Source organism: Enterobacter sp. FB, from assembly GCF_000805795.1.
Classification (GTDB): domain Bacteria; phylum Pseudomonadota; class Gammaproteobacteria; order Enterobacterales; family Enterobacteriaceae; genus Enterobacter; species Enterobacter roggenkampii.
Map to the genome: position 1 here is coordinate 1,963,092 of NZ_JSZC01000013.1, position 24,145 is coordinate 1,987,236.

Annotated in this window: 24 protein-coding genes and 1 pseudogene; 9 read left to right on the forward strand and 16 right to left on the reverse strand. The window is 57.6% G+C overall.

The genetic code is table 11. The features are described from left to right. Positions 1 to 116: 116 nt before the first annotated feature. On the forward strand, positions 117 to 1,559 hold the full coding sequence (gene pyk / locus PI91_RS16315) for a pyruvate kinase (RefSeq protein WP_008500455.1): 1,443 nt from the start codon (positions 117 to 119) through the stop codon (positions 1,557 to 1,559). A 45-nt stretch (positions 1,560 to 1,604) separates the two neighbouring features. Here the strand turns inward: pyk and lpxM are convergent, their stop codons facing one another. The 3 genes from lpxM to znuA form a co-directional block, all read right to left on the reverse strand. Next, a complete protein-coding gene (gene lpxM / locus PI91_RS16320) occupies positions 1,605 to 2,576 on the reverse strand; it encodes a lauroyl-Kdo(2)-lipid IV(A) myristoyltransferase (RefSeq protein WP_008500454.1) in 972 nt (323 codons plus the stop codon). Between the two features lie 120 nt (positions 2,577 to 2,696). Next, on the reverse strand, positions 2,697 to 4,016 hold the full coding sequence (gene mepM / locus PI91_RS16325; RefSeq protein ID WP_008500453.1) for a murein DD-endopeptidase MepM: 1,320 nt from the start codon (positions 4,014 to 4,016) through the stop codon (positions 2,697 to 2,699). A gap of 15 nt (positions 4,017 to 4,031) precedes the next feature. Beyond that, complete coding sequence (gene znuA, locus PI91_RS16330) at positions 4,032 to 4,976, reverse strand: zinc ABC transporter substrate-binding protein ZnuA (RefSeq protein WP_032638012.1); 945 nt, start codon at positions 4,974 to 4,976, stop codon at positions 4,032 to 4,034. A 77-nt stretch (positions 4,977 to 5,053) separates the two neighbouring features. Between znuA and znuC the strand changes: the two genes are divergently transcribed. Both znuC and znuB read left to right on the forward strand, forming a co-directional pair. After that, the gene (gene znuC, locus PI91_RS16335; protein WP_023344425.1) at positions 5,054 to 5,809 is read left to right on the forward strand and encodes a zinc ABC transporter ATP-binding protein ZnuC; all 756 of its coding nucleotides are present in this window, start codon (positions 5,054 to 5,056) and stop codon (positions 5,807 to 5,809) included. Further along, entirely contained in the window at positions 5,806 to 6,591 is a 786-nt protein-coding gene (gene znuB / locus PI91_RS16340) for a zinc ABC transporter permease subunit ZnuB (RefSeq protein ID WP_021240439.1), read from the forward strand. Before znuC ends, znuB begins: the two co-directional genes overlap by 4 nt. A gap of 52 nt (positions 6,592 to 6,643) precedes the next feature. Here the strand turns inward: znuB and ruvB are convergent, their stop codons facing one another. The 6 genes from ruvB to aspS all read right to left on the reverse strand — a co-directional run bounded on the left by ruvB (position 6,644) and on the right by aspS (position 11,899). After that, a complete protein-coding gene (gene ruvB / locus PI91_RS16345) occupies positions 6,644 to 7,654 on the reverse strand; it encodes a Holliday junction branch migration DNA helicase RuvB (RefSeq protein WP_008500449.1) in 1,011 nt (336 codons plus the stop codon). Between the two features lie 8 nt (positions 7,655 to 7,662). Next, positions 7,663 to 8,277, reverse strand: a complete 615-nt coding sequence (gene ruvA / locus PI91_RS16350) for a Holliday junction branch migration protein RuvA (protein ID WP_008500448.1) — start codon at positions 8,275 to 8,277, stop codon at positions 7,663 to 7,665. Between the two features lie 80 nt (positions 8,278 to 8,357). Next, the gene (gene ruvC, locus PI91_RS16355) at positions 8,358 to 8,879 is read right to left on the reverse strand and encodes a crossover junction endodeoxyribonuclease RuvC (protein ID WP_014832404.1); all 522 of its coding nucleotides are present in this window, start codon (positions 8,877 to 8,879) and stop codon (positions 8,358 to 8,360) included. A 34-nt stretch (positions 8,880 to 8,913) separates the two neighbouring features. After that, positions 8,914 to 9,654 carry a YebC/PmpR family DNA-binding transcriptional regulator gene (locus tag PI91_RS16360; protein ID WP_023344426.1) on the reverse strand — a complete coding sequence of 247 codons (741 nt, stop codon included), beginning with the start codon at positions 9,652 to 9,654 and terminating at the stop codon, positions 8,914 to 8,916. A 27-nt stretch (positions 9,655 to 9,681) separates the two neighbouring features. Then, the gene (nudB, locus tag PI91_RS16365; RefSeq protein ID WP_008500446.1) at positions 9,682 to 10,125 is read right to left on the reverse strand and encodes a dihydroneopterin triphosphate diphosphatase; all 444 of its coding nucleotides are present in this window, start codon (positions 10,123 to 10,125) and stop codon (positions 9,682 to 9,684) included. Between the two features lies 1 nt (position 10,126). Beyond that, a complete protein-coding gene (gene aspS / locus PI91_RS16370) occupies positions 10,127 to 11,899 on the reverse strand; it encodes an aspartate--tRNA ligase (protein ID WP_008500445.1) in 1,773 nt (590 codons plus the stop codon). 263 nt (positions 11,900 to 12,162) lie between these two features. On the opposite strand from aspS, the gene PI91_RS16375 reads away from it, so the two are divergent. From PI91_RS16375 to cmoB, 5 genes are read left to right on the forward strand one after another with little or no spacing between them, the layout of a single operon-like run. Continuing rightward, positions 12,163 to 12,729 carry a hydrolase gene (locus PI91_RS16375; protein ID WP_021240441.1) on the forward strand — a complete coding sequence of 189 codons (567 nt, stop codon included), beginning with the start codon at positions 12,163 to 12,165 and terminating at the stop codon, positions 12,727 to 12,729. Beyond that, complete coding sequence (locus PI91_RS16380; protein WP_039266607.1) at positions 12,726 to 13,544, forward strand: DUF72 domain-containing protein; 819 nt, start codon at positions 12,726 to 12,728, stop codon at positions 13,542 to 13,544. The genes PI91_RS16375 and PI91_RS16380 overlap by 4 nt, the downstream gene beginning before the upstream one ends. Positions 13,545 to 13,595: 51 nt before the next feature. Continuing rightward, positions 13,596 to 13,991 carry an MAPEG family protein gene (locus PI91_RS16385; protein WP_021240443.1) on the forward strand — a complete coding sequence of 132 codons (396 nt, stop codon included), beginning with the start codon at positions 13,596 to 13,598 and terminating at the stop codon, positions 13,989 to 13,991. A gap of 40 nt (positions 13,992 to 14,031) precedes the next feature. Beyond that, positions 14,032 to 14,775, forward strand: coding sequence for a carboxy-S-adenosyl-L-methionine synthase CmoA (gene cmoA, locus PI91_RS16390; protein ID WP_023325522.1), 744 nt, complete (start codon positions 14,032 to 14,034; stop codon positions 14,773 to 14,775). Continuing rightward, on the forward strand, positions 14,772 to 15,743 hold the full coding sequence (gene cmoB, locus PI91_RS16395) for a tRNA 5-methoxyuridine(34)/uridine 5-oxyacetic acid(34) synthase CmoB (RefSeq protein ID WP_008500440.1): 972 nt from the start codon (positions 14,772 to 14,774) through the stop codon (positions 15,741 to 15,743). Before cmoA ends, cmoB begins: the two co-directional genes overlap by 4 nt. Positions 15,744 to 15,918: 175 nt before the next feature. Here the strand turns inward: cmoB and cutC are convergent, their stop codons facing one another. Together cutC and PI91_RS16405 are read right to left on the reverse strand one after the other, a co-directional pair. Then, on the reverse strand, positions 15,919 to 16,662 hold the full coding sequence (cutC, locus tag PI91_RS16400; protein WP_039266937.1) for a copper homeostasis protein CutC: 744 nt from the start codon (positions 16,660 to 16,662) through the stop codon (positions 15,919 to 15,921). A 69-nt stretch (positions 16,663 to 16,731) separates the two neighbouring features. Next, positions 16,732 to 17,301, reverse strand: a complete 570-nt coding sequence (locus PI91_RS16405) for a VOC family protein (protein WP_039266608.1) — start codon at positions 17,299 to 17,301, stop codon at positions 16,732 to 16,734. A gap of 239 nt (positions 17,302 to 17,540) precedes the next feature. On the opposite strand from PI91_RS16405, the gene argS reads away from it, so the two are divergent. Beyond that, positions 17,541 to 19,274, forward strand: coding sequence for an arginine--tRNA ligase (argS, locus tag PI91_RS16410; RefSeq protein ID WP_008500436.1), 1,734 nt, complete (start codon positions 17,541 to 17,543; stop codon positions 19,272 to 19,274). 58 nt (positions 19,275 to 19,332) lie between these two features. Here the strand turns inward: argS and PI91_RS16415 are convergent, their stop codons facing one another. The 5 genes and pseudogenes from PI91_RS16415 to cheY form a co-directional block, all read right to left on the reverse strand. After that, positions 19,333 to 19,725, reverse strand: a complete 393-nt coding sequence (locus PI91_RS16415; protein WP_039266609.1) for a flagellar protein FlhE — start codon at positions 19,723 to 19,725, stop codon at positions 19,333 to 19,335. After that, a complete protein-coding gene (flhA, locus tag PI91_RS16420; RefSeq protein WP_008500434.1) occupies positions 19,725 to 21,803 on the reverse strand; it encodes a flagellar biosynthesis protein FlhA in 2,079 nt (692 codons plus the stop codon). Before flhA ends, PI91_RS16415 begins: the two co-directional genes overlap by 1 nt. Next, positions 21,796 to 22,943: pseudogene (gene flhB, locus PI91_RS16425) on the reverse strand (flagellar biosynthesis protein FlhB). Before flhB ends, flhA begins: the two are co-directional and overlap by 8 nt. Positions 22,944 to 23,091: 148 nt before the next feature. After that, positions 23,092 to 23,736: a protein phosphatase CheZ gene (cheZ, locus tag PI91_RS16430; protein WP_008500432.1), complete on the reverse strand. Its 645-nt coding sequence runs from the start codon at positions 23,734 to 23,736 to the stop codon at positions 23,092 to 23,094. A 10-nt stretch (positions 23,737 to 23,746) separates the two neighbouring features. Further along, positions 23,747 to 24,136 carry a chemotaxis response regulator CheY gene (gene cheY, locus PI91_RS16435; protein WP_008500431.1) on the reverse strand — a complete coding sequence of 130 codons (390 nt, stop codon included), beginning with the start codon at positions 24,134 to 24,136 and terminating at the stop codon, positions 23,747 to 23,749. Positions 24,137 to 24,145 lie beyond the last annotated feature (9 nt).

A 24,145-nucleotide genomic window follows, 5' to 3' on the forward strand; every position in this document is an offset into this window, starting at 1 on the left:
ATAATGACGAAGTAACGATTTACGGCATTCGGTCCCCTCTCCACTGCCTTGCAGCAGATGAAGGCCGATTCAATGTTCACGCAACACCAAAGTTGTTTCAGTCAACGGAGTATTACATGTCCAGAAGGCTTCGCAGAACCAAGATCGTAACCACCTTAGGCCCGGCCACCGATCGCGATAATAATCTCGAGAAAATTATCGCCGCTGGCGCCAACGTGGTGCGTATGAACTTCTCTCACGGTACGCCAGAAGACCATAAATTACGTGCCGATAAAGTGCGTGAAATCGCAGCTAAACTGGGCCGTCACGTTGCGATCCTCGGCGATTTGCAGGGTCCTAAAATCCGTGTTTCGACCTTTAAAGAGGGTAAAGTTTTCCTCAATATCGGCGACAAATTCCTGCTGGATGCCAACCTGGGCAAAGGCGAAGGCGATAAAGAGAAAGTCGGTATCGACTATAAAGGCCTCCCGGCTGACGTCGTACCTGGCGATATCCTGCTGCTTGACGACGGTCGCGTGCAGCTGAAAGTGCTGGAAGTTCAGGGCATGAAAGTGTTCACCGAAGTCACCGTCGGCGGCCCACTCTCCAACAATAAAGGCATCAACAAGCTGGGCGGCGGCCTCTCTGCGGAAGCGCTTACTGATAAAGATAAAGCGGATATTGTGACTGCTGCGCTGATCGGTGTTGACTACCTGGCCGTCTCCTTCCCGCGCTGCGGCGAAGATCTGAACTATGCGCGTCGTCTGGCGCGTGATGCAGGCTGCGATGCCAAAATCGTCGCCAAAGTTGAGCGTGCGGAAGCCGTTTGCGATCAGGATGCTATGGACGACGTGATCCTTGCCTCTGACGTGGTGATGGTTGCGCGTGGCGACCTGGGTGTGGAAATCGGCGACCCTGAGCTGGTGGGTATTCAGAAAGCCCTGATTCGTCGCGCACGTCAGCTGAACCGCGCGGTGATTACCGCCACTCAGATGATGGAATCGATGATCACCAACCCGATGCCAACCCGTGCAGAAGTGATGGACGTGGCCAACGCCGTGCTGGACGGTACCGATGCGGTAATGCTCTCTGCGGAAACCGCTGCGGGCCAGTATCCGGCTGAAACCGTGGCCGCCATGGCACGTGTTTGCCTGGGTGCTGAAAAGATCCCAAGCATCAACGTCTCTAAACACCGTCTGGACGTGCAGTTCGACAACGTTGAAGAAGCGATTGCGATGTCTGCAATGTATGCGGCAAACCATCTGAAGGGCGTTACCGCGATCATCACCATGACCGAATCTGGCCGCACCGCGCTAATGACCTCTCGTATCAGCTCGGGTCTGCCGATCTTCGCCATGTCCCGTCACGAACGTACGCTGAACCTGACGGCGCTGTACCGCGGCGTGACGCCGGTACACTTCGACAGCACCAATGACGGCGTGGCCGCGGCGCACGATGCCGTAAACCTGCTGCGCGATAAAGGCTATCTGGTCTCTGGTGATATCGTCATTGTGACCCAGGGCGATGTGATGAGCACCATCGGCTCAACCAACACCACGCGCGTTATGACCGTCGAGTAATAACGTCTCTGTTAAAAAGCCCTCTCCAGATGGAGAGGGCTTTTTTTATTTCGTTGGATAAAGCTCTTTGCGTTTATACGGCTCTTTTTCACCCGGCTTACGCGTTTTAAGCAGCTTCAGGATCCACGTGTACTGCTCGGCATGCGGCCCTACCAGGATCTCCACCTCTTCGTTCATCCGACGGGCAATGGTGTGGTCGTCAGCGGTCAGCAGATCGTCCATCGGCGGACGAACCTCAATGCTCAGGCGATGCGTTTTGCCGTCATAGACCGGGAATAGCGGAATCACGCGGGCACGACACACTTTCATCAGGCGGCCAATCGCAGGGAGCGTCGCTTTATAGGTCGCAAAGAAATCGACAAACTCGCTGTGCTCGGGGCCGTGGTCCTGATCCGGCAGATAGTAGCCCCAGTACCCCTGGCGTACCGACTGAATGAACGGCTTAATGCCATCGTTGCGCGCATGCAGGCGTCCGCCAAAACGACGACGCACCGTATTCCAGACAAAGTCGAAGATTTTATTGCCCTGGTTATGGAACATTGCCGCCATCTTCTGGCCCTGAGAGGCCATCAGCATCGCCGGAATATCAACGCCCCAGCCGTGTGGGACAAGGAAAATGACTTTCTCGTCATTGCGGCGCATCTCCTCAATGATATCCAGCCCTTTCCAGTCAACGCGATCGACAATTTTCTCCGGCCCTTTCAGCGCCAGCTCCGCCATCATCGCCATGGCCTGCGGTGCGGTGGTATACATCTCATCAATGATTGCCTCGCGCTCGGCGTCGCTCTTTTCAGGAAAACAGTAATAGAGATTGATCTGCGCGCGACGGCGGGCACTCTTGCCTAAGCGCCCGGCAAGACGGCCAATTTTACCCAGGACAGGATCGCGGACGGAAGCCGGCAGCAACGCTATCCCCGCAAAGGCGTAGACACCGAGCCAGGCGCCCCAGTTGCGCGGATGGCGGAAGGATTTTTCAAACTCAGGAATGTATTCAATATTGTTTTTTTGGGTTTCCATGCTGGATCCAGGGTCTGATGACGCAAAATTAATTCAGATAGTGTAGCGAGGCAGTCGTCCGCGCACAAAAGAAAAAGCCGGCGTCAGGGTGCGCCGGCTTTTTTAACAAAAACAGAGGGCTTAGTCTAAGCTCAGCTGCGGCAACACCTCTTTCACCTGCGCCAGGTAATCCGTACGATCTTTACCCGTCAGGCCTTCGGTGCGCGGCAGTTTCGCCGTCAGCGGGTTCACGGCCTGCTGGTTGATCCACACTTCGTAGTGCAGGTGCGGGCCGGTAGAGCGACCGGTATTACCGGAGATCGCAATGCGGTCACCCCGCTTCACCTTCTGTCCTGGTTTAACCAGCAGCTTACGCAGGTGCATATAGCGGGTCGTATACGTGCGACCATGTCGTACCGCAACATAATATCCGGCTGCGCCGCTACGTTTGGCCACCACCACTTCGCCATCCCCAACCGCGAGTACCGGTGTGCCCTGCGGCATAGCAAAGTCAACGCCACGGTGCGGTGCGACGCGTCCGGTGACCGGGTTCAGACGACGCGGGTTAAAGTTGGAGGAGACGCGGAACTGTTTCGCCGTCGGGAAGCGCAGGAAGCCTTTCGCAAGTCCCGTACCGGTGCGGTCGTAGAACTTACCGTCTTCGGCACGGATCGCGTAGTAATCTTTGCCCTCGGAGCGCAGACGCACGCCCAGCAGCTGGCTTTGCTCGCGCTTGCCGTCCAGCATTTCGCGGGACATCAGGACGGAAAACTCATCGCCTTTTTTCAGCTTGCGGAAATCCATCTGCCACTGCATGGCTTTGATCACCGAACTGATTTCAGCGCTGGTCAACCCTGCGTCGCGCGCGCTGGAGACAAAGCTTGCGCCCACGGTGCCTTTGAGAACGCTGTTGACCCAGTCGCCCTTCTGCATTTCGCTGGTCATTTTGAAACCGGTTGCCGTGCGATCGTAGGTGCGGGTTTCACGGCGGGACATTTCCCAGGTCAGACGCTGGAGATCACCATCGGCCGTTAACGTCCAGGAGAGCTGTTGCCCAATTTTCAGGTTGCGAAGATCTTTATCTGCCGCCGCCAGCTGGCTGATATTGCCCATGTCGATGCCGTACTGGTTCAGCACGCTGCTCAGCGTGTCCCCGGTAGAAACTACATATTCGTGGATACCCGCTTCGTTCTCGGTTTTATCGTCCAGTTCATCCTGTGGAATGGCTTCATCTTCCTGAGCCGACTGGTCGATAGGCTCACTGGCTTCAGGCAGCAAAGAGCGGATTTCGCTCTTTTCAAGCTCGATGGTTTTGATGATAGGGGCAGAACTCGGGTGGTAAACATAGGGCCGCCAGACGGCGACCGCTAAGGTGAGTACTGTAAGCGACCCCAGCATGACGCGGTGGGGTCGAGGCAGATTGTTAAATGCCAGGGCGACAGAGCGGGCTATCTGTTGCACGTATTCACTTCCTCGTTAATCTCCTTTCAGGCAGCTCGCATACTGGTTCGCCAGTTGGCTGAGGAACTGCGAATAGCTCGCTTTGCTCAACTGGATATTCGTTCCTAGCGGGTCAAGGGTCCCCATGCGCACGGATGTCCCCCTGGCCACGGCTTCTACGACCGCTGGCCTGAACTGTGGCTCAGCAAAAACGCATGTCGCTTTTTGCTCAACCAGCTGTGTTCTGATTTCATGTAAACGCTGCGCACCAGGTTGAATTTCAGGGTTGACGGTAAAGTGCCCCAGCGGGGTCAAACCGTAGTGTTTTTCGTAATAGCCGTAGGCGTCATGAAAAACGAAATACCCTTTTCCTTTCAACGGTGCGAGCTCATTACCTACCTGCTTATCGGTTGCGGCTAATTGTGCCTCAAAATCTTTCAGGTTGGCGTCTAGTTTGGCTCGACTTTGCGGCATAAGTTCCACTAATTTGTCATGGATTGCAACCGCTGAAAGCCGCGCTATCTCTGGGGATAACCAAAGATGCATGTTGTACTCGCCGTGATGGTGATCTCCATCACCTTTTTCAGCGTCGGCAGTATGATGGTCATGTTCATCGCCGTCGTCATCCGTCCCTTTCATGAGTAACGGTTTCACGCCTGGGAGGGCGGCAATCGCGACCTGTTTTTCGCCCGCCACCTGTTTTGCTGACTTCTGCATAAACGCTTCCATTTCCGGACCAATCCAGACAACTAAGTCCGCGTTTTGTAAGCGTTTTACGTCTGAAGGGCGCAGGGAGTAGTCATGCTCGGATGCACCATCCGGGAGCAGAACCTGAGTTTCTGTTACCCCGTCAGCAATGGCTGACGCGATAAACCCGAGTGGTTTAAGTGAAGCGACAACCGCAGCGTTAACATCTTGTGCGGTTGTGCCCCAAAGGGCAGCGGATAATGCTGCGAAAAGAAGCGTATTTTTATGTAACATAATGCGACTAATCATCGTAGTGAATGCGTGGAATGTGATATTATAACATTCGTTGACTTCTTCAAGCTTAAAATGACATGACGACATTGGTTTCTCTTGAAAATATTTCGGTCTCATTTGGCCAGCGCCGCGTCCTCTCTGACGTGTCGCTCGATCTGAAGCCCGGCAAAATTCTGACGCTGCTCGGCCCCAATGGCGCAGGCAAATCCACCCTGGTTCGCGTGGTGCTGGGTCTGGTCGCACCCGATGAAGGCGTGATCAAGCGTGAGGAAAAATTGCGTATCGGCTATGTGCCGCAAAAACTGCACCTCGACGCCACGCTGCCGCTGACGGTGAGCCGTTTCCTGCGCCTGCGCCCCGGCACGCGTAAAGCCGATATTCTCCCGGCGCTGAAGCGCGTGCAGGCGGGCCATCTTGTCGATGCGCCGCTGCAAAAACTGTCCGGTGGAGAAACGCAGCGCGTTTTACTTGCCCGCGCGTTGCTCAGCAGCCCGCAGCTGCTGGTACTGGATGAGCCGACGCAGGGGGTCGACGTCAACGGCCAGGTCGCGCTATACGACCTCATTGACCAGCTGCGCCGGGAACTGAACTGCGCGGTGCTGATGGTATCCCACGACCTGCATCTGGTGATGGCAAAGACTGACGAAGTGCTGTGTCTTAACCACCATATCTGCTGCTCCGGCACGCCTGAAGTGGTCTCCATGCACCCGGAATTTATCTCCATGTTCGGCCCTCGCGGCGCTGAACAGCTCGGCATCTATCGCCATCATCATAATCATCGCCATGATTTGCAGGGACGAATCGTTCTGCGTCGGGGAAATGGACACTCATGATTGAACTGTTACTGCCCGGCTGGCTGGCCGGGATTATGCTTGCCTGCGCCGCGGGCCCGCTCGGCTCGTTTGTGGTGTGGCGCAGAATGTCTTACTTCGGCGATACCCTGGCGCACGCGTCCCTGCTGGGCGTGGCTTTTGGCCTGCTGCTGAACGTCAACCCGTTCTACGCGGTGATTGTTGTCACGCTGCTGCTGGCGGCCGGTCTGGTCTGGCTGGAAAAACGCCCTCACCTCGCCATTGATACGCTGCTTGGCATCATGGCGCACAGCGCCCTGTCGCTGGGTCTGGTGGTGGTCAGCCTGATGTCCAATATCCGCGTGGATCTGATGGCCTACCTCTTCGGTGACCTGCTGGCCGTCACGCCTGACGATCTCATCGCTATCGCCATTGGCGTTGTGGTGGTGCTCGGGATTCTGCTCTGGCAGTGGCGTAACCTGCTGGCGATGACCGTCAGCCCCGATCTGGCGTTCGTCGATGGCGTGAAGCTGCAGCGCGTTAAGCTGCTGCTGATGCTGGTAACGGCGTTAACCATTGGCGTGGCGATGAAGTTTGTCGGCGCGCTGATTATTACGTCGCTGCTGATCATCCCTGCGGCTACGGCGCGTCGTTTTGCCCGTACGCCGGAGCAGATGGCCGGTGTCGCCGTAATTATCGGGATGATTGCGGTAACGGGTGGGCTAACCTTCTCGGCGTTCTATGACACGCCTGCGGGGCCGTCCGTGGTGCTGAGTGCGGCGGTGCTGTTTATCTTCAGTATGATGAAGAAGACCGCGCAGTAGCGGGTATGTCCCCGGTGGCGCTTCGCTTACCGGGGCTATAAATTATCGCTGCTTACGGCATTGCCGGTGGCGTAATGCCGAAATGATTCCACGCCCGCACCGTGGCCATACGCCCACGCGGGGTACGCTGCAGGAAGCCCTGCTGGATCAGATACGGTTCAAGCACGTCCTCAATGGTTTCACGCTCTTCCCCGATTGCCGCCGCCAGGTTATCCAGCCCGACCGGGCCACCAAAGAACTTGTCCAGCACCGCCAGCAGCAGCTTGCGGTCCATGTAGTCAAAACCTTCGGCATCGACGTTCAGCATATCCAGCGCCTGCGCGGCGATCTCAGCGGAGATCGAACCGTTGTGCTTCACCTCAGCAAAGTCACGCACGCGGCGCAGCAGGCGGTTGGCAATACGCGGCGTACCGCGGGAACGCTTCGCCACTTCAAACGCCCCCTCTTCGCTCATCTCCAGCCCCATATAGCGGGCGCTGCGGCCAACGATGTGCTGAAGGTCGGCCACCTGGTAAAACTCCAGACGCTGCACGATACCGAAGCGGTCGCGCAGTGGAGAGGTCAACGACCCGGCTCGCGTTGTTGCGCCAATCAGGGTAAACGGCGGCAGATCGATTTTGATGGAGCGTGCCGCCGGACCTTCACCAATCATGATATCCAGCTGATAATCTTCCATCGCCGGATAGAGCACCTCTTCCACCACCGGTGACAGGCGGTGGATCTCATCGATAAACAGCACGTCATGCGGTTCGAGGTTGGTCAGCATGGCCGCCAAATCGCCCGCCTTCTCCAGCACCGGGCCTGAGGTGGTGCGCAGGTTAACGCCCATTTCATTAGCGACGATATTCGCCAGCGTGGTTTTGCCTAAACCCGGCGGGCCAAAAATCAGCAGGTGATCGAGCGCATCGCCGCGCAGCTTTGCCGCCTGGATAAAAATCTCCATCTGGGAACGAACCTGCGGCTGGCCAATGTACTCATCAAGCAGTTTTGGGCGAATCGCGCGATCCACCACATCCTCTGCCTGAACAGTGCCTGCCGAAACCAGGCGGTCTGCTTCAATCATCCTTTACCTCACAATGCAGCGCGCAGCGCTTCACGAATCAGGGTTTCACTGCTGGCGTCCGGTTTGGCAATTTTACTTACCATGCGGCTGGCCTCCTGAGGTTTATAGCCCAGCGCCACCAGCGCGGCAACCGCTTCCTGCTCCGCGTCATCATCCGCCGCAGGCGCACCTGGCGAGGTCAGTACCAGATCGGCCGCCGGCGTGAAGAGATCGCCATGCAGGCCTTTGAATCGGTCTTTCATCTCGACAATCAGGCGTTCTGCCGTTTTCTTACCGATGCCAGGAAGCTTAATCAGCGCCGCAGGATCTTCACGCTCAACGGCATTCACAAACTGTGGTGCAGACATGCCGGATAAGATCGCCAGCGCCAGCTTCGGCCCGACGCCGTTGGTTTTAATCAGCTCGCGGAACAGGGTGCGTTCCTGTTTGTTGTTGAAGCCGTACAGCAGCTGAGCATCTTCACGCACCACAAACTGGGTAAAGACAATCGCCTCTTTGCCCGCGTCCGGCAGCTCGTAGAAGCAGGTCATCGGCATATGGACTTCATAGCCCACGCCACCCACTTCCAGCAGCACTAACGGGGGTTGTTTTTCAATGATGATGCCTCTGAGTCTGCCTATCACGTGACGCTCCTGCGTTCTGGAAGAAATTAACTGCCGACATAATAAAAAAAGGCTGGATAAACATCCAGCCTGATTTGTCATTATCGTAACCTGCCTCGCGCCAGATTGAGCCGCGATTCGCTCATTTGCATCGCGTTCTGGCTGACGTGACAGTGGGTAATCGCAATCGCCAGCGCATCGGCGGCGTCGGCCTGCGGGTTAGCAGGGAGCTTGAGCAGGGTCCGCACCATGTGCTGCACCTGACTTTTCTCCGCGCTACCGATGCCCACCACCGTCTGCTTAACCTGCCTTGCCGCGTATTCGAATACCGGCAAATCCTGGTTCACCGCAGCGACAATGGCCACCCCGCGCGCCTGACCGAGCTTTAGCGCCGAATCGGCATTTTTCGCCATAAAGACCTGCTCGATGGCGAAATAGTCCGGCTGAAACTGGGTGATGATCTCCGTTACGCCTGCATAGATAAGCTTCAGGCGTGACGGCAGATCGTCCACTTTGGTGCGAATACAGCCACTGCCCAGGTAGGTTAACTGGCGTCCCACCTGACGGATAACGCCATAACCGGTGACGCGTGAGCCTGGGTCAATCCCGAGAATAATCGACATCACGCGTCTCCTGTAACGGGTTTACACGCTCTCATCAGAGAGTCGCTGCAACCTCATCAGAGATTTCACCGTTGTGATACACTTCCTGCACGTCGTCGCAGTCTTCGAGCATGTCGATCAGACGCAGCAGTTTTGGTGCCGTTTCTGCATCCATATCCGCTTTGGTGGACGGGATCATGGAGACTTCAGCGTTGTCCGCCTTCAGGCCCGCCGCTTCCAGCGCATCGCGCACGGCACCCATCTCTTCCCAGGCGGTATAAACGTCGATAGCGCCGTCGTCGAAGGTCACTACGTCTTCCGCACCGGCTTCCAGCGCCGCTTCCATGATCGCATCTTCGTCGCCTTTCTCGAAGGAGATGACGCCTTTTTTGCTGAACAGGTAAGCAACAGAACCGTCAGTGCCCAGGTTGCCACCGGTTTTGGTGAACGCGTGGCGCACTTCCGCAACGGTACGGTTACGGTTGTCGGACAGGCATTCAACCATCACCGCCGTACCGCCAGGACCGTAACCTTCATAAATGATGGTTTCCATGTTCGCGTCTTCATCACCGCCCACGCCACGTGCGATTGCACGGTTCAGGGTGTCACGCGTCATGTTGTTAGACAGCGCTTTATCCACCGCCGCGCGCAGACGTGGGTTAGAGGCCGTATCGCCGCCGCCCAGACGCGCTGCGGTTACCAGCTCGCGAATGATTTTGGTAAAGATCTTACCGCGCTTGGCATCCTGTGCCGCTTTGCGGTGTTTGGTGTTGGCCCACTTACTATGACCTGCCATAAAAATATCCTCAAAGAGCGCGCCTTTTCAGGCAGCGTTAATTACAAATTCTTCAATCGCCTGCCGGTTGCTCCACGACTTGGTCAGTGCGGCGGCATCCGCCGCATTCACCCAGCGGTAGGTCAGGTGTTCGGTAAACACGATCTCCCGTTCATGGGGGAGCGCGAGACAGAACCACGATTCCGTATTGCGCTCGGTACCCGGCGCGTAGCGATGACGTAAATGGCTAAAAATTTCGAACTCCACCGTGCGCTGACAGTCCTTCAGGGTCAGTTGCTCGCGGGCAACGTCAATGGCGACCTCTTCCTTTACTTCACGCGCGGCGGCCTGCGGCGCGGTTTCCCCCTCTTCCAGACTGCCGGTAACCGACTGCCAGAATTCAGGGTCATCGCGCCGCTGCAACATCAGCACCCGCTTCGTGTCTTCTGCATAAATGACCACCAGGACCGAAACGGGGAGCTTATATGTCATATCAGTTTTTCTCTTCCTTCTTCACCACCTCAATGCCCAGCTCAGCCAGTGCGGCCGGGTTGGCAAAGCTTGGCGCTTCGGTCATCAGACACGCTGCAGCAGTGGTTTTCGGGAAAGCGATAACATCACGGATGTTATCGGTGCCGGTCAGCAGCATGGTCAGACGGTCAAGACCGAAGGCCAGACCCGCGTGCGGAGGCGTACCGTATTTCAGCGCGTCCAGCAGGAAGCCGAATTTCTCGCGCTGCTCCTGCTCGTTGATGCCCAGGATGCCGAACACGGTCTGCTGCATTTCACCGCTGTGAATACGCACGGAACCACCGCCCACTTCGTAGCCGTTGATGACCATATCGTAGGCGTTGGCGACGGCCTCTTCCGGTGCCGCTTTCAGCTCTGCTGCCGTCATGTCTTTCGGCGAGGTGAACGGGTGGTGCATCGCGGTCAGGCCGCCTTCACCGTCGTCTTCAAACATTGGGAAGTCGATAACCCACAGCGGCGCCCATTTGCTCTCGTCGGTCAGATTCAGGTCTTTACCGAGCTTCAGACGCAGCGCGCCCATCGCATCCGCAACGACTTTCTTGTTATCTGCACCGAAGAAGATCATGTCGCCGTCCTGCGCGCCGGTGCGCTCCAGGATCGCTTCCACGATGTCCGCGTTCAGGAATTTCGCCACCGGGCTGGTGATACCTTCCAGACCTTTCGCACGCTCGGTCACTTTAATATAGGCCAGACCTTTCGCGCCGTAGATCTTGATGAAGTTGCCGTAGTCGTCGATCTGCTTACGGCTCAGAGCCGCTCCGCCCGGCACACGCAGCGCGGCTACGCGGCCTTTGGCGTCGTTAGCCGGACCCGCGAAGACCGCGAACTCCACGTTTTTAACCAGATCAGCTACGTCCACCAGTTCCATCGGGTTACGCAGGTCTGGTTTGTCAGAGCCGTAGCGACGCTCGGCTTCCGCGAAGGTCATGATTGGGAAATCGCCCAGCTCAACGCCTTTCACGTCATTCCACAGGCTACGTACCAGGGCTTCCATCACTTCACGCACCTGCTCGGCGGTCATGAAGGAGGTTTCCACATCGATCTGGGTAAATTCAGGCTGGCGGTCAGCACGCAGGTCTTCGTCGCGGAAGCATTTCACGATCTGATAGTAGCGATCGAAGCCGGACATCATCAGCAGCTGTTTGAACAGCTGTGGAGACTGTGGCAGCGCGTAGAATTTGCCTTTATGGACGCGGGATGGCACCAGGTAATCGCGCGCGCCTTCCGGCGTGGCTTTGGTCAGCATCGGGGTTTCGATATCGAGGAAACCGTGGTCATCCATAAAGCGACGCACCAGGCTGGTGATTTTCGCACGGGTTTTCAGGCGCTGGGCCATCTCCGGACGACGCAGATCCAGGTAGCGGTATTTCAGACGCGCTTCTTCAGTGTTGACGTGGTTGGAGTCCAGCGGCAGCGCTTCAGCACGGTTGATGATCGTCAGATCGGACGCCAGCACTTCAATGGCACCCGTCGCCATGTCGGCGTTAACGTTTTTCTCGTCACGCGCACGCACGGTGCCGGTGACCTGAATGCAGAACTCATTACGCAGCTCAGAGGCCAGCTTCAACGCATCTGCGCGATCCGGATCGAAGAACACCTGAACGATACCTTCGCGGTCGCGCATATCGATGAAGATAAGGCTACCAAGATCACGACGACGATTGACCCAACCACACAGGGTGACCTGCTGTCCGACGTGGGACTGACGCAGCTGCCCGCAATATTCTGTACGCATGAGATATCCCTTAATTAGCCGCAGGCTAAATGTCGCCTGGTATGCAGGCTACTATGTCGCAGCTTTCTGTATGTCACAACTGGATGAAAAAAGGCGGCTATTATACTGGAAATTCCGCCGGACGATAAGAGCGAACCACGGCCAGGCGGTCGTTTGCTGCACTCTTATTGCGCATTCTCACAAAAATTAACAAAATTATGCGACCAATAACAGGCCATCGCGTCGTATGGTGTGTGGAAGTGATTCATTTAACGGGAGTAACGATGTTAACCCTTGATGCCAGCAAAACCGCGCTTATTGTGATTGATTTACAGGAAGGCATTTTGCCCTTCGCCGGTGGCCCGCATACCGCGGACGATGTGGTCAGCCGCGCCGCCCGCCTGGCGGAAAAATGCCGTGCCAGCGGTGCCCCGGTTGTCATGGTGCGCGTCGGCTGGTCTGCGGATTACGCAGAAGCGTTAAAACAGCCCGTTGATGCGCAAACTCCCGCCCGCGCCCTGCCGGAAAACTGGTGGACGTACCCGGTCTCACTCGGCAAACGCGACGGCGACATCGAAGTGACCAAACGTCAGTGGGGCGCCTTCTACGGGACCGATCTCGAGCTGCAGCTCCGCCGTCGCGGCATTGACACGATCATCCTGTGCGGCATTTCCACCAACATCGGCGTGGAGTCGACTGCCCGCAACGCGTGGGAGCTGGGCTTTAATCTGGTGATTGCCGAAGATGCGTGTAGCGCGGCCTCAGCGGAACAGCACCAGGGCAGCATGACGCACATCTTCCCGCGCATCGGTCGCGTGCGCAGCACGGACGAGATCCTTAGCGCGTTATGATGTATGTGGGCTTGCCCCAGTGGTCGCACCCGAAATGGGTGCGTCTGGGCATCACCAGCCTTGAGGAGTATGCCCGACACTTCAACTGCGTCGAGGGTAACACCACCCTGTATGCGCTCCCCAAAGCGGAGATTGTTGCGCGCTGGCGGGAGCAAACAACCGACGACTTCCGCTTCTGCTTCAAGTTTCCGGCGACCATTTCTCACCAGGCCGCGCTGCGAAACTGCGGTGAGTTGACCGACGAATTCTTTGGCCGGATGGCGCCTCTGGCAAACCGCATCGGGCAGTACTGGCTGCAGCTTCCGGCCACGTTTGCTCCGCGCGACCTGCCTGCGCTCTGGCAGTTCCTGGATGCCCTGCCCCGGGAATTTACCTACGGCGTGGAGGTTCGACACCAGGACTTCTTTGCGAAAGGCGAAGCGGAAAAAGCGCTCAACCGCGGCCTGCTTGAGCGTTCCGTTAACCGCGTGATCCTCGATAGCCGTCCGGTGCACAGCGCGATACCGCATAACGAGGCCATCGTTGAAGCTCAGCGTAAAAAACCGAAAGTGCCGGTCCACGCCATCGTGACCGCACAGAACCCAATGGTCAGGTTTATCGGCAGCGATAACATGCTGCAAAACCAGGCGATGTTCGCCGTCTGGCTGGAAAAACTGGCCTCGTGGGAACACACCACCACGCCGTATCTCTTTTTGCACACGCCGGATATTGCCCAGGCCCCCGAACTGGTCGATGCTCTGTGGCAGGCCTTGCAGGCTGCGGTGCCGTCCGTGGGCAGCGCCCCTTCTATCCCACAACAATCTTCTCTTTTCTGATATCACCCCCTATCATAGGGAAGTGCCATCTGCCAAAAACAGGGAGTTTGTATGGTCAGCGCGCTGTACGCGGTGTTAGGTGCATTACTGCTGATTAAGTTTTCATTTGACGTTGTGCGCCTCAGAACGCTTTACCGCGTTTCTTACGGTGACGGCGGCTTTTCCGAGCTGCAAAGCGCTATCCGCATTCACGGCAATGCGGTCGAATACATCCCCGCGGCCCTCATCCTGCTGCTGTTTATGGAGATGAATGGCGCAGAAACCTGGATGGTGCACATCTGTGGCCTGCTGCTTATCGCTGGCCGCCTGATGCATTATTACGGCTTTCACCACCGCTTAATCCGCTGGCGTCGTTCCGGCATGAGTGCAACCTGGTGTTCGCTTTTGCTGATGGTGCTGGCTAACCTGTGGTATATGCCGTGGGAGTTGGTTTTCTCCCTCCATTAGCGCACAATACGCCACTTTATTTTTCCCGGATTTTTACGTTATGTCAGATCGCGACACGCTTTTTTCCGCGCCTATCGCCAGCCTGGGCGACTGGACCTTCGATGAACGGGTAGCCGAAGTCTTCCCGGATATGATCCAGCGCTCTGTTCCCGGTTATTCCAATATTATCTCTATGATCGGCATGCTGGCTGAGCGCTTCGTTCAACCCGGCACGCAGGTCTATGACCTGGGCTGCTCGCTCGGCGCGGCAACGCTGTCGGTACGTCGTAACGTTCATCACGAAGGCTGCCGAATCATTGCCGTGGATAACTCTCCGGCCATGGTGGAACGCTGCCGTCGCCATATTGACGCCTACAAAGCCCCTGTTCCGGTTGATGTGGTGGAAGGCGATATCCGTGAGATCGAGATCCAAAACGCCTCGATGGTGGTGCTGAATTTCACCCTGCAGTTCCTGGTGCCGGAAGACCGCCAGCTGCTGCTGGACAAAATCTATCAGGGGCTGAATCCTGGCGGCGCGCTGGTGCTCTCGGAGAAATTCAGCTTCGAAGATGCCGAGGTTGGCGAGCTGCTGTTTAATATGCACCACGATTTCAAACGGGCGAACGGCTACAGCGAGCTGGAGATCAGCCAGAAGCGCAGCATGCTCGAAAACGTGATGCTGACGGACTCCGTAGAAACCCATAAGGCGCGCCTGCGTCAGGCCGGATTTGAGCATAGCGAACTGTGGTTCCAGTGCTTCAACTTTGGGTCTCTGGTGGCGCTGAAAGCGGGGAAACCCGCATGATCGAGTTCAGCAACTTCTATCAGCTGATTGCCAAAAATCACCTCTCCCACTGGCTGGAGACGCTGCCTGCGCAGATTGCCGCCTGGCAGCGGGATCAGCAGCACGGCCTGTTAAAGCAGTGGGCAAATGCGGTGGAGTTTCTGCCGGAACTGACCCCGCATCGTCTGGATCTCCTGCACAGCGTCACTGCAGAGAGTGAAGAACCGCTTCCGCCAGGGCAGATCAACCGTATCGAAACGCTGATGCGCAACCTGATGCCGTGGCGTAAAGGGCCGTTCTCGCTGTACGGCGTGAACATCAATACCGAATGGCGCTCAGACTGGAAATGGGATCGCGTTCTGCCGCACCTTTCCGACCTGACCGGGCGCACCATTCTGGACGTGGGCTGCGGTAGCGGCTATCACATGTGGCGCATGATTGGCGCGGGCGCGCATCTGGTGGTTGGTATCGACCCGATGCAGCTGTTCCTGTGTCAGTTTGAAGCGGTACGTAAGCTGCTGGGTAACGACCAGCGCGCGCACCTGCTGCCGCTGGGTATTGAGCAGCTGCCTGCACTGAAAGCCTTTGATACCGTGTTCTCCATGGGCGTGCTGTATCACCGCCGTTCCCCACTGGAGCACCTGTGGCAACTGAAAGATCAGCTGGTCAGCGGCGGCGAGCTGGTGCTGGAAACGCTGGTGATCGAAGGCGATGAACATGCCGTTCTGGTACCGGGCGATCGCTACGCGCAGATGCGCAACGTTTACTTCATCCCTTCCGCGCTGGCGCTGAAGAACTGGCTGGAGAAATGCGGATTTGTGGATGTGCGAATTGCCGATGTCAGCGTGACCTCTATCGAAGAGCAGCGCCGGACCGAGTGGATGATCACCGAATCGCTGGAGCAGTTCCTCGACCCGGCCGATCACAGCAAAACCATTGAAGGCTATCCGGCCCCGATGCGAGCGGTGTTGATTGCGACGAAGCCGTAGCCTGTTAGCCGGGTGGCGGCTGCGCCTTACCCGGCCTACTCCCGATTTTCCAGGTCCGGTAAGCGAAGCGCTACCGGGCGCAGGAGAAAAAAAGGCCCCTGTGTAATTTGCAGGGGCCTGGTACAAGCAAGCATCATATTGGGCGACATGATGCGCGGTAAAAATCGGTACGTTGCTACACGTGATGGCGCTCAATCAGCGACTTCATTTCCGCAACCGACTCTCCCTCGACACCGTAGCGTGAATACTCATCCGCTTCAGCATCCGTCGACATTGACAATCCTGTATTGCGATAACGCATGGGTGACGGCATCCATTTGCCTGCCGAGCTGTGCAGCTCTTCTACCCCGGCGTTTAAAAACTGTTCCAGATTGCTGGCGCGGACTCCCGCACCCGCCATTATTATTGGAACACCGGAATGTGCTTTTAGTTCCGTAATTAATTGCAGTCCTTTTTCAGCCGACGGCTGTTGACCCGATGTCAGAATGCGCGCCACGCCAAGTTCTCCAAGCGTTTCAAAGGCCTGAAGCGGATCTTTACACATATCAAATGCGCGATGAAAAGTGACGGCGAGCCCCTGCGCGGCGCTCATGACCTGACGCATGCGCGGGAGGTCGATATTGCCGTCTTCATCCAGCAGGCCGGTGACCAGCCCGGGGAACCCCAGGTCGCGCACGAGGGCGATATCATCAAGCATGGCACCGAACTCGCCCGCCGTGTAACAAAAATCACCGCCGCGTGGACGAATAATCGGGTGAACGGGAATCGTGACGGCCTGACGGGCAGCCTTCAGCACGCCGTAAGAAGGCGTCAGCCCGCCCTCTTTGGGTGCCGCACACAGTTCAATGCGATCAGCCCCGTAATTTTGCGCGGTGACGGCACACTCCACGCTGTAACAGCAAATCTCCAGCAGCGCCATGTAATCCTCCTTAAATTCCACCAAACGCACCATCATGACACGCCGTCTGTTTTCAGTCCCGGCGGGAACTCACATCTCTTGCGCCTCACTGGCAACGATCTGCTCAATGGTCCAGGGATGAAACTTCACCGTGACCTGCCCGTCCGTGACGGCCAGCGTCGGGTTGGGTAACCGCTCACGTTCGCCTTTGGGCGAACTGGTCTTCACAAAAATCCCCGGCTGGCTTAAGCCTTCGTCAGCTAACAGGGCCAGCGCGCGCGCGTTTAATGTCTCCGGCTCACCCGGCAGGACAATTTCAATGTGCTCCCACCCTTCGTGCGGATAGCGCTTCTCGCCCGGCCACGGCAGTTCAACCACGGTGAATTGCCAGTGGGCCACGTTCACCGGCTCACGCAGCCTGAACAGGCAGATGGGGCGACCGTTAATGATATTCTCGGACAGTAACTCGCCGCACTGTTCAAATCCGCGACGCCAGCGCTCTGCGGTAGCATTCTGATGGCAGCGCAAAGAGATGTGATCGGCCTCGAGCGGCGCGATATCCAGGCCGAGACGGGTGGCAAGTTCTGTGAACGCCTGGGTGAAGCGCGGTAAATCTGCGGAAATATCATGCAGTTCGTCGATGGATTGCCAGTTCGCCATAAGTCACTCTCTTTTCGTGTCGCAAAGCCGCTAATTTACTCTGTTGCTCTGTTTTGACCAACCGCAGAATCCGGCTTTTTACGACTGCATGTTTATGCACACCTTCTTAGCCTGGATTCTGAGCAATCTTCAGGCCCCGCGATGCTGACGGCAGAAGGCATTTGCAGTATACTCCCGCCCTAAATTCTCTAACTGGCGCGGGTGGTTGTGAGCCCGCATCAAAAAAGTAAGGTATCCAGGTGAATATTCAGGCTCTTCTCTCCGAAAAAGTCAGTCAGGCACTGATTGCCGCAGGCGCGCCTGCGGATTGCGAACCGCAGGTTCGTCAGTCAGCAAAAGTACAGTTTGGCGACTATCAGGCTAATGGCGTGATGGCAGTGGCTAAAAAACTGGGTATGCCGCCGCGACAGCTCGCTGAGCAGGTACTGACGCATCTGGATCTCGCTGGCATTGCCAGCAAAACCGAAATCGCCGGCCCGGGCTTTATCAACATCTTCCTTGAGCCTGCCTTCCTGGCAAGCCACGTTGACGCGGCGCTGAAATCCGATCGTCTGGGTGTTTCCCAGCCGGAAGCGCAGACCGTCGTGATCGACTACTCTGCCCCGAACGTGGCGAAAGAGATGCACGTTGGCCACCTGCGCTCCACCATCATCGGTGATGCCGCGGTGCGTACGCTCGAGTTCCTCGGTCACAAGGTGATCCGCGCGAACCACGTGGGCGACTGGGGTACCCAGTTCGGGATGCTGATTGCTTACCTGGAAAAACAGCAGCAGGAAAACGCGGGCGAAATGGCGCTGGCGGACCTGGAAGGGTTTTATCGCGAAGCCAAAAAGCACTATGACGAAGATGAAGCCTTTGCCGAGCGCGCGCGCAGCTACGTGGTAAAACTGCAGGGCGGCGATCAATACTTCCTCGAGATGTGGCGCAAGCTGGTTGACATCACCATGTCTCAGAACCAGCTGACCTATAACCGTCTGAACGTCACCCTGACCCGTGACGACGTGATGGGTGAAAGCCTGTATAACCCAATGCTGCCCGGCATTGTGGCGGACCTGAAAGCGAAAAACCTGGCGGTTGAGAGCGAAGGCGCAACGGTGGTGTTCCTTGATGAGTACAAAAACAAGGAAGGCGAACCGATGGGCGTGATCATCCAGAAAAAGGATGGCGGCTACCTCTACACCACGACCGACATTGCCTGTGCGAAATACCGTTATGAAACGCTGCACGCCGACCGCGTGCTGTACTACATCGACTCCCGTCAGCACCAGCACCTGATGCAGGCGTGGACCATCGTGCGTAAAGCCGGTTACGTACCGGACAGCGTTCCGCTGGAACACCACATGTTCGGCATGATGCTGGGTAAAGACGGCAAGCCGTTCAAAACCCGCGCGGGTGGGACCGTGAAGCTCTCCGACCTGCTGGACGAAGCGCTGGAACGCGCCCGTCGTCTGGTGGCTGAGAAGAATCCGGACATGCCGGCCGACGAGCTGGAAAAACTGGCGAACGCCGTAGGTATCGGCGCGGTGAAATACGCGGACCTGTCCAAGAACCGTACCACCGACTACATCTTCGACTGGGATAACATGCTGGCGTTTGAAGGCAACACCGCGCCATACATGCAGTACGCTTACACCCGCGTGCTGTCGGTCTTCCGCAAAGCCAATATCGACGAAAGCGTGCTGGCGAATGCCACCGTGACCATCACGGAAGATCGTGAAGCGCAGCTGGCGGCGCGTCTGCTGCAGTTCGAAGAGACGCTGACCGTGGTCGCGCGTGACGGCACGCCGCACGTGATGTGTGCTTACCTGTACGATCTGGCGGGTCTGTTCTCCGGCTTCTACGAGCACTGCCCTATTCTCTCTGCGGAGAATGAATCGGTCCGCAACAGCCGCCTGAAGCTGGCGCAGCTGACGGCGAAGACCCTGAAGCTGGGTCTGGATACCCTGGGTATCGAAACCGTAGAACGTATGTAATACCAAAAACCCGGCAATCGCCGGGTTTTGTTTTTTTGCAGTCCCGACAATTCAACCGTCAGCGGTAGTTCACGATGACAGAATTACTCTGCACCTTCAGCGCCGGGATCAAACGTCCCCCGCCCGGCACTTCCCAGATGAAACGCAAAGGTTCAATAGCCGGCACGCCGTTGAACGCCTGCGTTGTCCCATTTTCGCCGTCAATTTCCGTGCAGCGCGTCTGAGAGCAGAGGCGCACCCGCAGGCCCGCTGGCGTTGGGCCAATCAGCCGGTAGTTCCAGACCACCAGACCCATCAGACCGGAAACCTCTTCAGCAGGCGCCAGCGGGTTAGATGACATGGCAACACCGCGGTTGCTGAGGGTTACCCCCATGCTGCTCGCCTGCCAGGCGCCTCCCCCGGCAGCCTGTGCCACCAGCGGGAAGAACAGCATCCAAAGCCATTTACGCATTATTTTCCTCCAATCGTCGCGGTCATGCGGATATGACGGTTATCCGACAGCTCGAGATTCGACAGCACGACCAGCTGGCTCAGGCTGCGGCGCAGGAAGCGGGACAGCAGCGGACGCAGCGCGTGGTTCACCAGCAGCACCGGCGGCGCGCCGAGCATCTCCTGACGCGCCAGCGCCTCCTGGGTTTGCGCCAGCAGGCGATCCGCCAGGCCCGGCTCCAGGCCGCCGCCGCCCTGCAGAGCCTGCAGCAGCAGACGCTCAAGCGGCGTATCGAGGCCAATAACCTGCACCTCTCCGGTTCCCGGGAACCACTGCTGGGTGATTGCGCGTCCCAGCGCCACGCGCACCACCGCCGTCAGCTCGTGCGGATCGCTCTGGATTGGCGCGTGCTCTGCCAGCGTTTCCAGAATGGTGCGCATATCGCGGATCGGCACCTTCTCGTCGAGCAGGTTTTGCAGCACCTTGTGCAGCGTGGTTAAGGTCAGCACCCCCGGAACCAGATCTTCCGTCAGCTTCGGCATCTCCTGCGTGACGCGGTCCAGAAGCTGCTGCGCTTCCTGACGGCCAAACAGCTCTGCCGAGAATTGCCCAATCAGGTGGTTAAGGTGGGTTGCCACCACGGTACTGGCTTCCACAACCGTATAACCCTGGATCTGCGCCTGCTCTTTCAGCGCGCTTTCAATCCAGATCGCGGCCAGACCAAAGGCCGGATCGATGGTTTGCTCGCCCGGCAGCGTGCCTGCGGCGGTGCCGGGGTTAATCGCCAGCCAGCGGCCCGGATAGGCATCACCGCTGCCAATTTCAACGCCTTTCATCAGGATGCGATAGCGCGCGGGCGGCAGGTCCATATTGTCGCGGATGTGTACCACCGGCGGCAGGAAGCCCATGTCCTGGGCGAATTTTTTACGGATACTGCGGATACGGCCGAGCAGCTCGCCGTCCTGCTGGAAATCGACCATCGGGATCAGGCGATACCCGACTTCCATTCCCAGAGAATCCTCCAGCTGAACGTCGTTCCAGGTCGCTTCGACGGCCTGATTATTCTCCGGCATTTTGACCGGAACAGGTTCCGCTGCCGGTTTGGTTTCACGGCCACGCATCCACCAGGCAAGGCCCAGCAGCGCCGCCGTAAACAGCAGGAAGACGAGGTTTGGCATACCCGGCACCAGGCCGAGCAACCCGAGCACCGCCGCGGCCAGCAGCATCACGCGCGGGTTACTGAACAGCTGGCCCACCATCTGCTCGCCAACGTCCTGATCGGTGCTCACGCGGGTCACGATGACACCCGCCGCAGTGGAGATCACCAGCGCCGGGATCTGCGCGACCAGACCGTCACCGATGGTCAGCAGCGTATAGCTTTCCGCCGCGTGGCCCATGTCCATCCCGTGCTGCAATACGCCCACCAGCAGGCCGCCGACCACGTTAATCACCATGATCAGAATGCCCGCGATGGCGTCACCGCGCACAAACTTACTCGCACCGTCCATGGAGCCGTAGAAGTCCGCCTCCTGCGTCACTTCCGCACGGCGCTTTTTGGCTTCATCTTCGGCGATTAGCCCGGCGTTCAGGTCGGCGTCGATCGCCATCTGCTTGCCCGGCATCCCGTCCAGCACAAAGCGCGCGCCCACTTCCGCAATACGCCCTGCACCCTTGGTGATGACCATAAAGTTGATGATCACGAGGATGACGAACACCACGATACCGATAGCGAAATTACCGCCCACCAGGAAGTGGCCGAACGCTTCCACCACTTTACCTGCCGCTGCCGCCCCGGTGTGGCCTTCCATCAGGATGATACGCGTGGACGCCACGTTCAGCGCCAGTCGCAGCAGGGTGGTAAACAGCAGAATGGTCGGGAACGCGGCGAACTCCAGGGTACGCTGGGTGAACATCGCCACCAGCAGCACCATAATGGACAGCGCGATATTGAAAGTGAAAAGCAGGTCGAGGATGAACGCCGGGAGCGGCAGTACCATCATCGACAGAATTAGCAGGATCAGAATCGGCCCGGCCAGGATCTGCCATTGGGTCGATTTCAGGTTGCCGGGCAGGCGCAACATTGCCACCAGATTAGCCATCAGTGTCCTTCTCGTTCATAAAATCCAGCGCGGCAGGCACCGGAAGGTTCTCAGGTTTCACAGGCCGTTGACCGCCGGCCAGACGCCAGCGCTTCAACTGCCATACCCAGGCCAGCACTTCCGCCACGGCGGCGTAGAGTTGTCCGGGGATCTGTTGTCCAATATCCGCATGGCGGTACAAGGCACGCGCCAGCGGAGGGGCTTCGAGGATCGGCACGCGGTGTTCGGTGCCAATTTCACGGATACGCAGCGCGATCAGTCCCGCCCCTTTCGCCACCACTTTCGGCGCGCTCATTTTGTTTTCGTCATAGCGCAGCGCAACGGAATAGTGTGTCGGGTTGGTAACGATGACGTCGGCCTTTGGCACATCGTCCATCATGCGGCGACGGGCGGCGGCACGTTGCATCTGGCGGATGCGCCCCTTCACGTGCGGGTCACCTTCCATCTGCTTATATTCGTCACGGATATCCTGACGCGACATCCGCAGCTTCTTGAAGTGGGTATAGAGCTGGAAGATCACGTCAAAACCCACCATCGGGATAATGCTGAGCACCACCAGCAGCGCGCAGAGCCCGACCAGATTCAGCGCGTTGCTCATCGCGGTGAGCGGCGATTCGCTGATAAGACGCATCATTTCCGGCCAGTGGTACCAGAGGTAAAACCCCGCGGAGCTGCCCATCAGCACCGATTTGAGAATGGCTTTGAGCAATTCGGCCCCGGTCTGGGCAGAGAACATTTTCGCAATACCCGGCAGCGGGTTGAGTTTGGAAAATTTCGGCTGCAGCGATTTGGCGCTGAAGACCAGACCGCCGAGCATCACCGGCGAGACCAGCGCGACCAGCACAACCCCGGTAATGAGGGGCAGCAGCGCAACCATGGCCCCTTTAATCAGCTGAATAATCTGGCTGAGGATCAGATTCGGATCGTTGACCATACTGTGGTCAAAACGTAAGCCGGTTGAGAGCATGCCCGCCAGCTTGCGGGCGAGCGACTCCCCGCCCCACCAGATAATGCACACCCCTACGATAAGGATCAGCAGGGAGGTCAATTCTCGGGATCGGGGGATCTGCCCTTCCTCACGCGCCTTTTCTAGTCGGTGGGGTGTGGGGCTTCCGTTTTGTCGTCGTTCTCTTCTGCCACTGTGCACGCTCAGCCCATTACGTCACGGGTATCATGCCAGCGCAGCGGAAATCCAATGGCGGGAAAAGCCCGTTTATTCGGGCTCTTTTCGGTGATTTTGTCGCAAACCGCCCCAGGCGGCGTTAACCCCCTGAAGCGGAATGGACCATCAGAAGCCGAGGCTGTCCAGCAGGTCGTCCACCTGATCCTGGCTTGCCACCACGCCCGCCTTGCTGGCGTCGAGCTGTGGACCATTGAGCAGGCTTTCGTTCTCGCGTTTTGGACGGGCTGCCGGTTCCGGGATGTTCTCCAGCAGCACCATCAGCAGCTGGCGCTCAATCTCCTGGATCACATCCATCATGCGCTTAATCACCTGACCGGTCAGGTCCTGGAAATCCTGCGCCATCATGATGTCCAGCAGTTGAGCATTGGTGAAGCTGGTGTGACCCGGCACATCCCCCAGGAACTGACGGGTGTCGGTCACCAGTTCGCGGGCATCCGCCAGCTCGATTGGGTTCTCAAACCACTCGTCCCAGCGTTTGGTCAGCGCTTTCGCACCCTTTTCCATCGCATCCTGGTGCGGTTGTGACGCTTCAACGCTGTTCAGCGCACGTTCCGCGGCCTGAGCGGTCATCTGCACGACGTAGTCCAGACGATCGCGTGCATCAGGAATCGCTTCCGCCGCTTCGGCAATTGCCTGATCCAGACCCAGCTCACGCAGGCTGTCACGCAACATGCGCGTCAGGCTGCCGATGCGGACGATAATGTCGCTCGGCGAGTGTTCTTCAACGGGTTTCATAGCAGGTTGCATCATAACCAACACCTCACATGCCGAGTTTCTCGAAGATCTTACCGAGCTTCTCTTCCAGGGTCGCCGCCGTGAATGGCTTCACCACGTAGCCGCTTGCGCCCGCCTGTGCAGCGGCAATGATGTTCTCTTTTTTCGCTTCTGCCGTGACCATCAGCACCGGCATGGACGCCATTCCCGCATCAGCACGAATGGTTTTCAGCAGTTCCAGACCGTCCATGTTTGGCATGTTCCAGTCGGAGATCACAAAACCAAACCCGCCCGCCTGCAGTTTGTTCAGCGCATCCACGCCGTCTTCTGCTTCTTCAACGTTATTGAAGCCCAGCTCTTTCAGCAGGTTGCGCACAATGCGACGCATGGTGGAAAAGTCATCCACAACCAAAAACTTAAGCTCTTTATCCGCCATAAAATAATA

Coding starts and splice junctions, on each gene's coding strand:
- pyk (WP_008500455.1), top strand. CDS start 117: ATGTCCAGAAGGCTTCGCAGAACCAAGATCGTAACCACCTTAGGCCCG.
- lpxM (WP_008500454.1), bottom strand. CDS start 2,576: ATGGAAACCCAAAAAAACAATATTGAATACATTCCTGAGTTTGAAAAA.
- znuA (WP_032638012.1), bottom strand. CDS start 4,976: ATGTTACATAAAAATACGCTTCTTTTCGCAGCATTATCCGCTGCCCTT.
- znuC (WP_023344425.1), top strand. CDS start 5,054: ATGACGACATTGGTTTCTCTTGAAAATATTTCGGTCTCATTTGGCCAG.
- znuB (WP_021240439.1), top strand. CDS start 5,806: ATGATTGAACTGTTACTGCCCGGCTGGCTGGCCGGGATTATGCTTGCC.
- ruvB (WP_008500449.1), bottom strand. CDS start 7,654: ATGATTGAAGCAGACCGCCTGGTTTCGGCAGGCACTGTTCAGGCAGAG.
- ruvC (WP_014832404.1), bottom strand. CDS start 8,879: ATGTCGATTATTCTCGGGATTGACCCAGGCTCACGCGTCACCGGTTAT.
- PI91_RS16360 (WP_023344426.1), bottom strand. CDS start 9,654: ATGGCAGGTCATAGTAAGTGGGCCAACACCAAACACCGCAAAGCGGCA.
- nudB (WP_008500446.1), bottom strand. CDS start 10,125: ATGACATATAAGCTCCCCGTTTCGGTCCTGGTGGTCATTTATGCAGAA.
- aspS (WP_008500445.1), bottom strand. CDS start 11,899: ATGCGTACAGAATATTGCGGGCAGCTGCGTCAGTCCCACGTCGGACAG.
- PI91_RS16375 (WP_021240441.1), top strand. CDS start 12,163: ATGTTAACCCTTGATGCCAGCAAAACCGCGCTTATTGTGATTGATTTA.
- PI91_RS16380 (WP_039266607.1), top strand. CDS start 12,726: ATGATGTATGTGGGCTTGCCCCAGTGGTCGCACCCGAAATGGGTGCGT.
- PI91_RS16385 (WP_021240443.1), top strand. CDS start 13,596: ATGGTCAGCGCGCTGTACGCGGTGTTAGGTGCATTACTGCTGATTAAG.
- cmoA (WP_023325522.1), top strand. CDS start 14,032: ATGTCAGATCGCGACACGCTTTTTTCCGCGCCTATCGCCAGCCTGGGC.
- cmoB (WP_008500440.1), top strand. CDS start 14,772: ATGATCGAGTTCAGCAACTTCTATCAGCTGATTGCCAAAAATCACCTC.
- cutC (WP_039266937.1), bottom strand. CDS start 16,662: ATGGCGCTGCTGGAGATTTGCTGTTACAGCGTGGAGTGTGCCGTCACC.
- PI91_RS16405 (WP_039266608.1), bottom strand. CDS start 17,301: ATGGCGAACTGGCAATCCATCGACGAACTGCATGATATTTCCGCAGAT.
- PI91_RS16415 (WP_039266609.1), bottom strand. CDS start 19,725: ATGCGTAAATGGCTTTGGATGCTGTTCTTCCCGCTGGTGGCACAGGCT.
- flhA (WP_008500434.1), bottom strand. CDS start 21,803: ATGGCTAATCTGGTGGCAATGTTGCGCCTGCCCGGCAACCTGAAATCG.
- cheZ (WP_008500432.1), bottom strand. CDS start 23,736: ATGATGCAACCTGCTATGAAACCCGTTGAAGAACACTCGCCGAGCGAC.
- cheY (WP_008500431.1), bottom strand. CDS start 24,136: ATGGCGGATAAAGAGCTTAAGTTTTTGGTTGTGGATGACTTTTCCACC.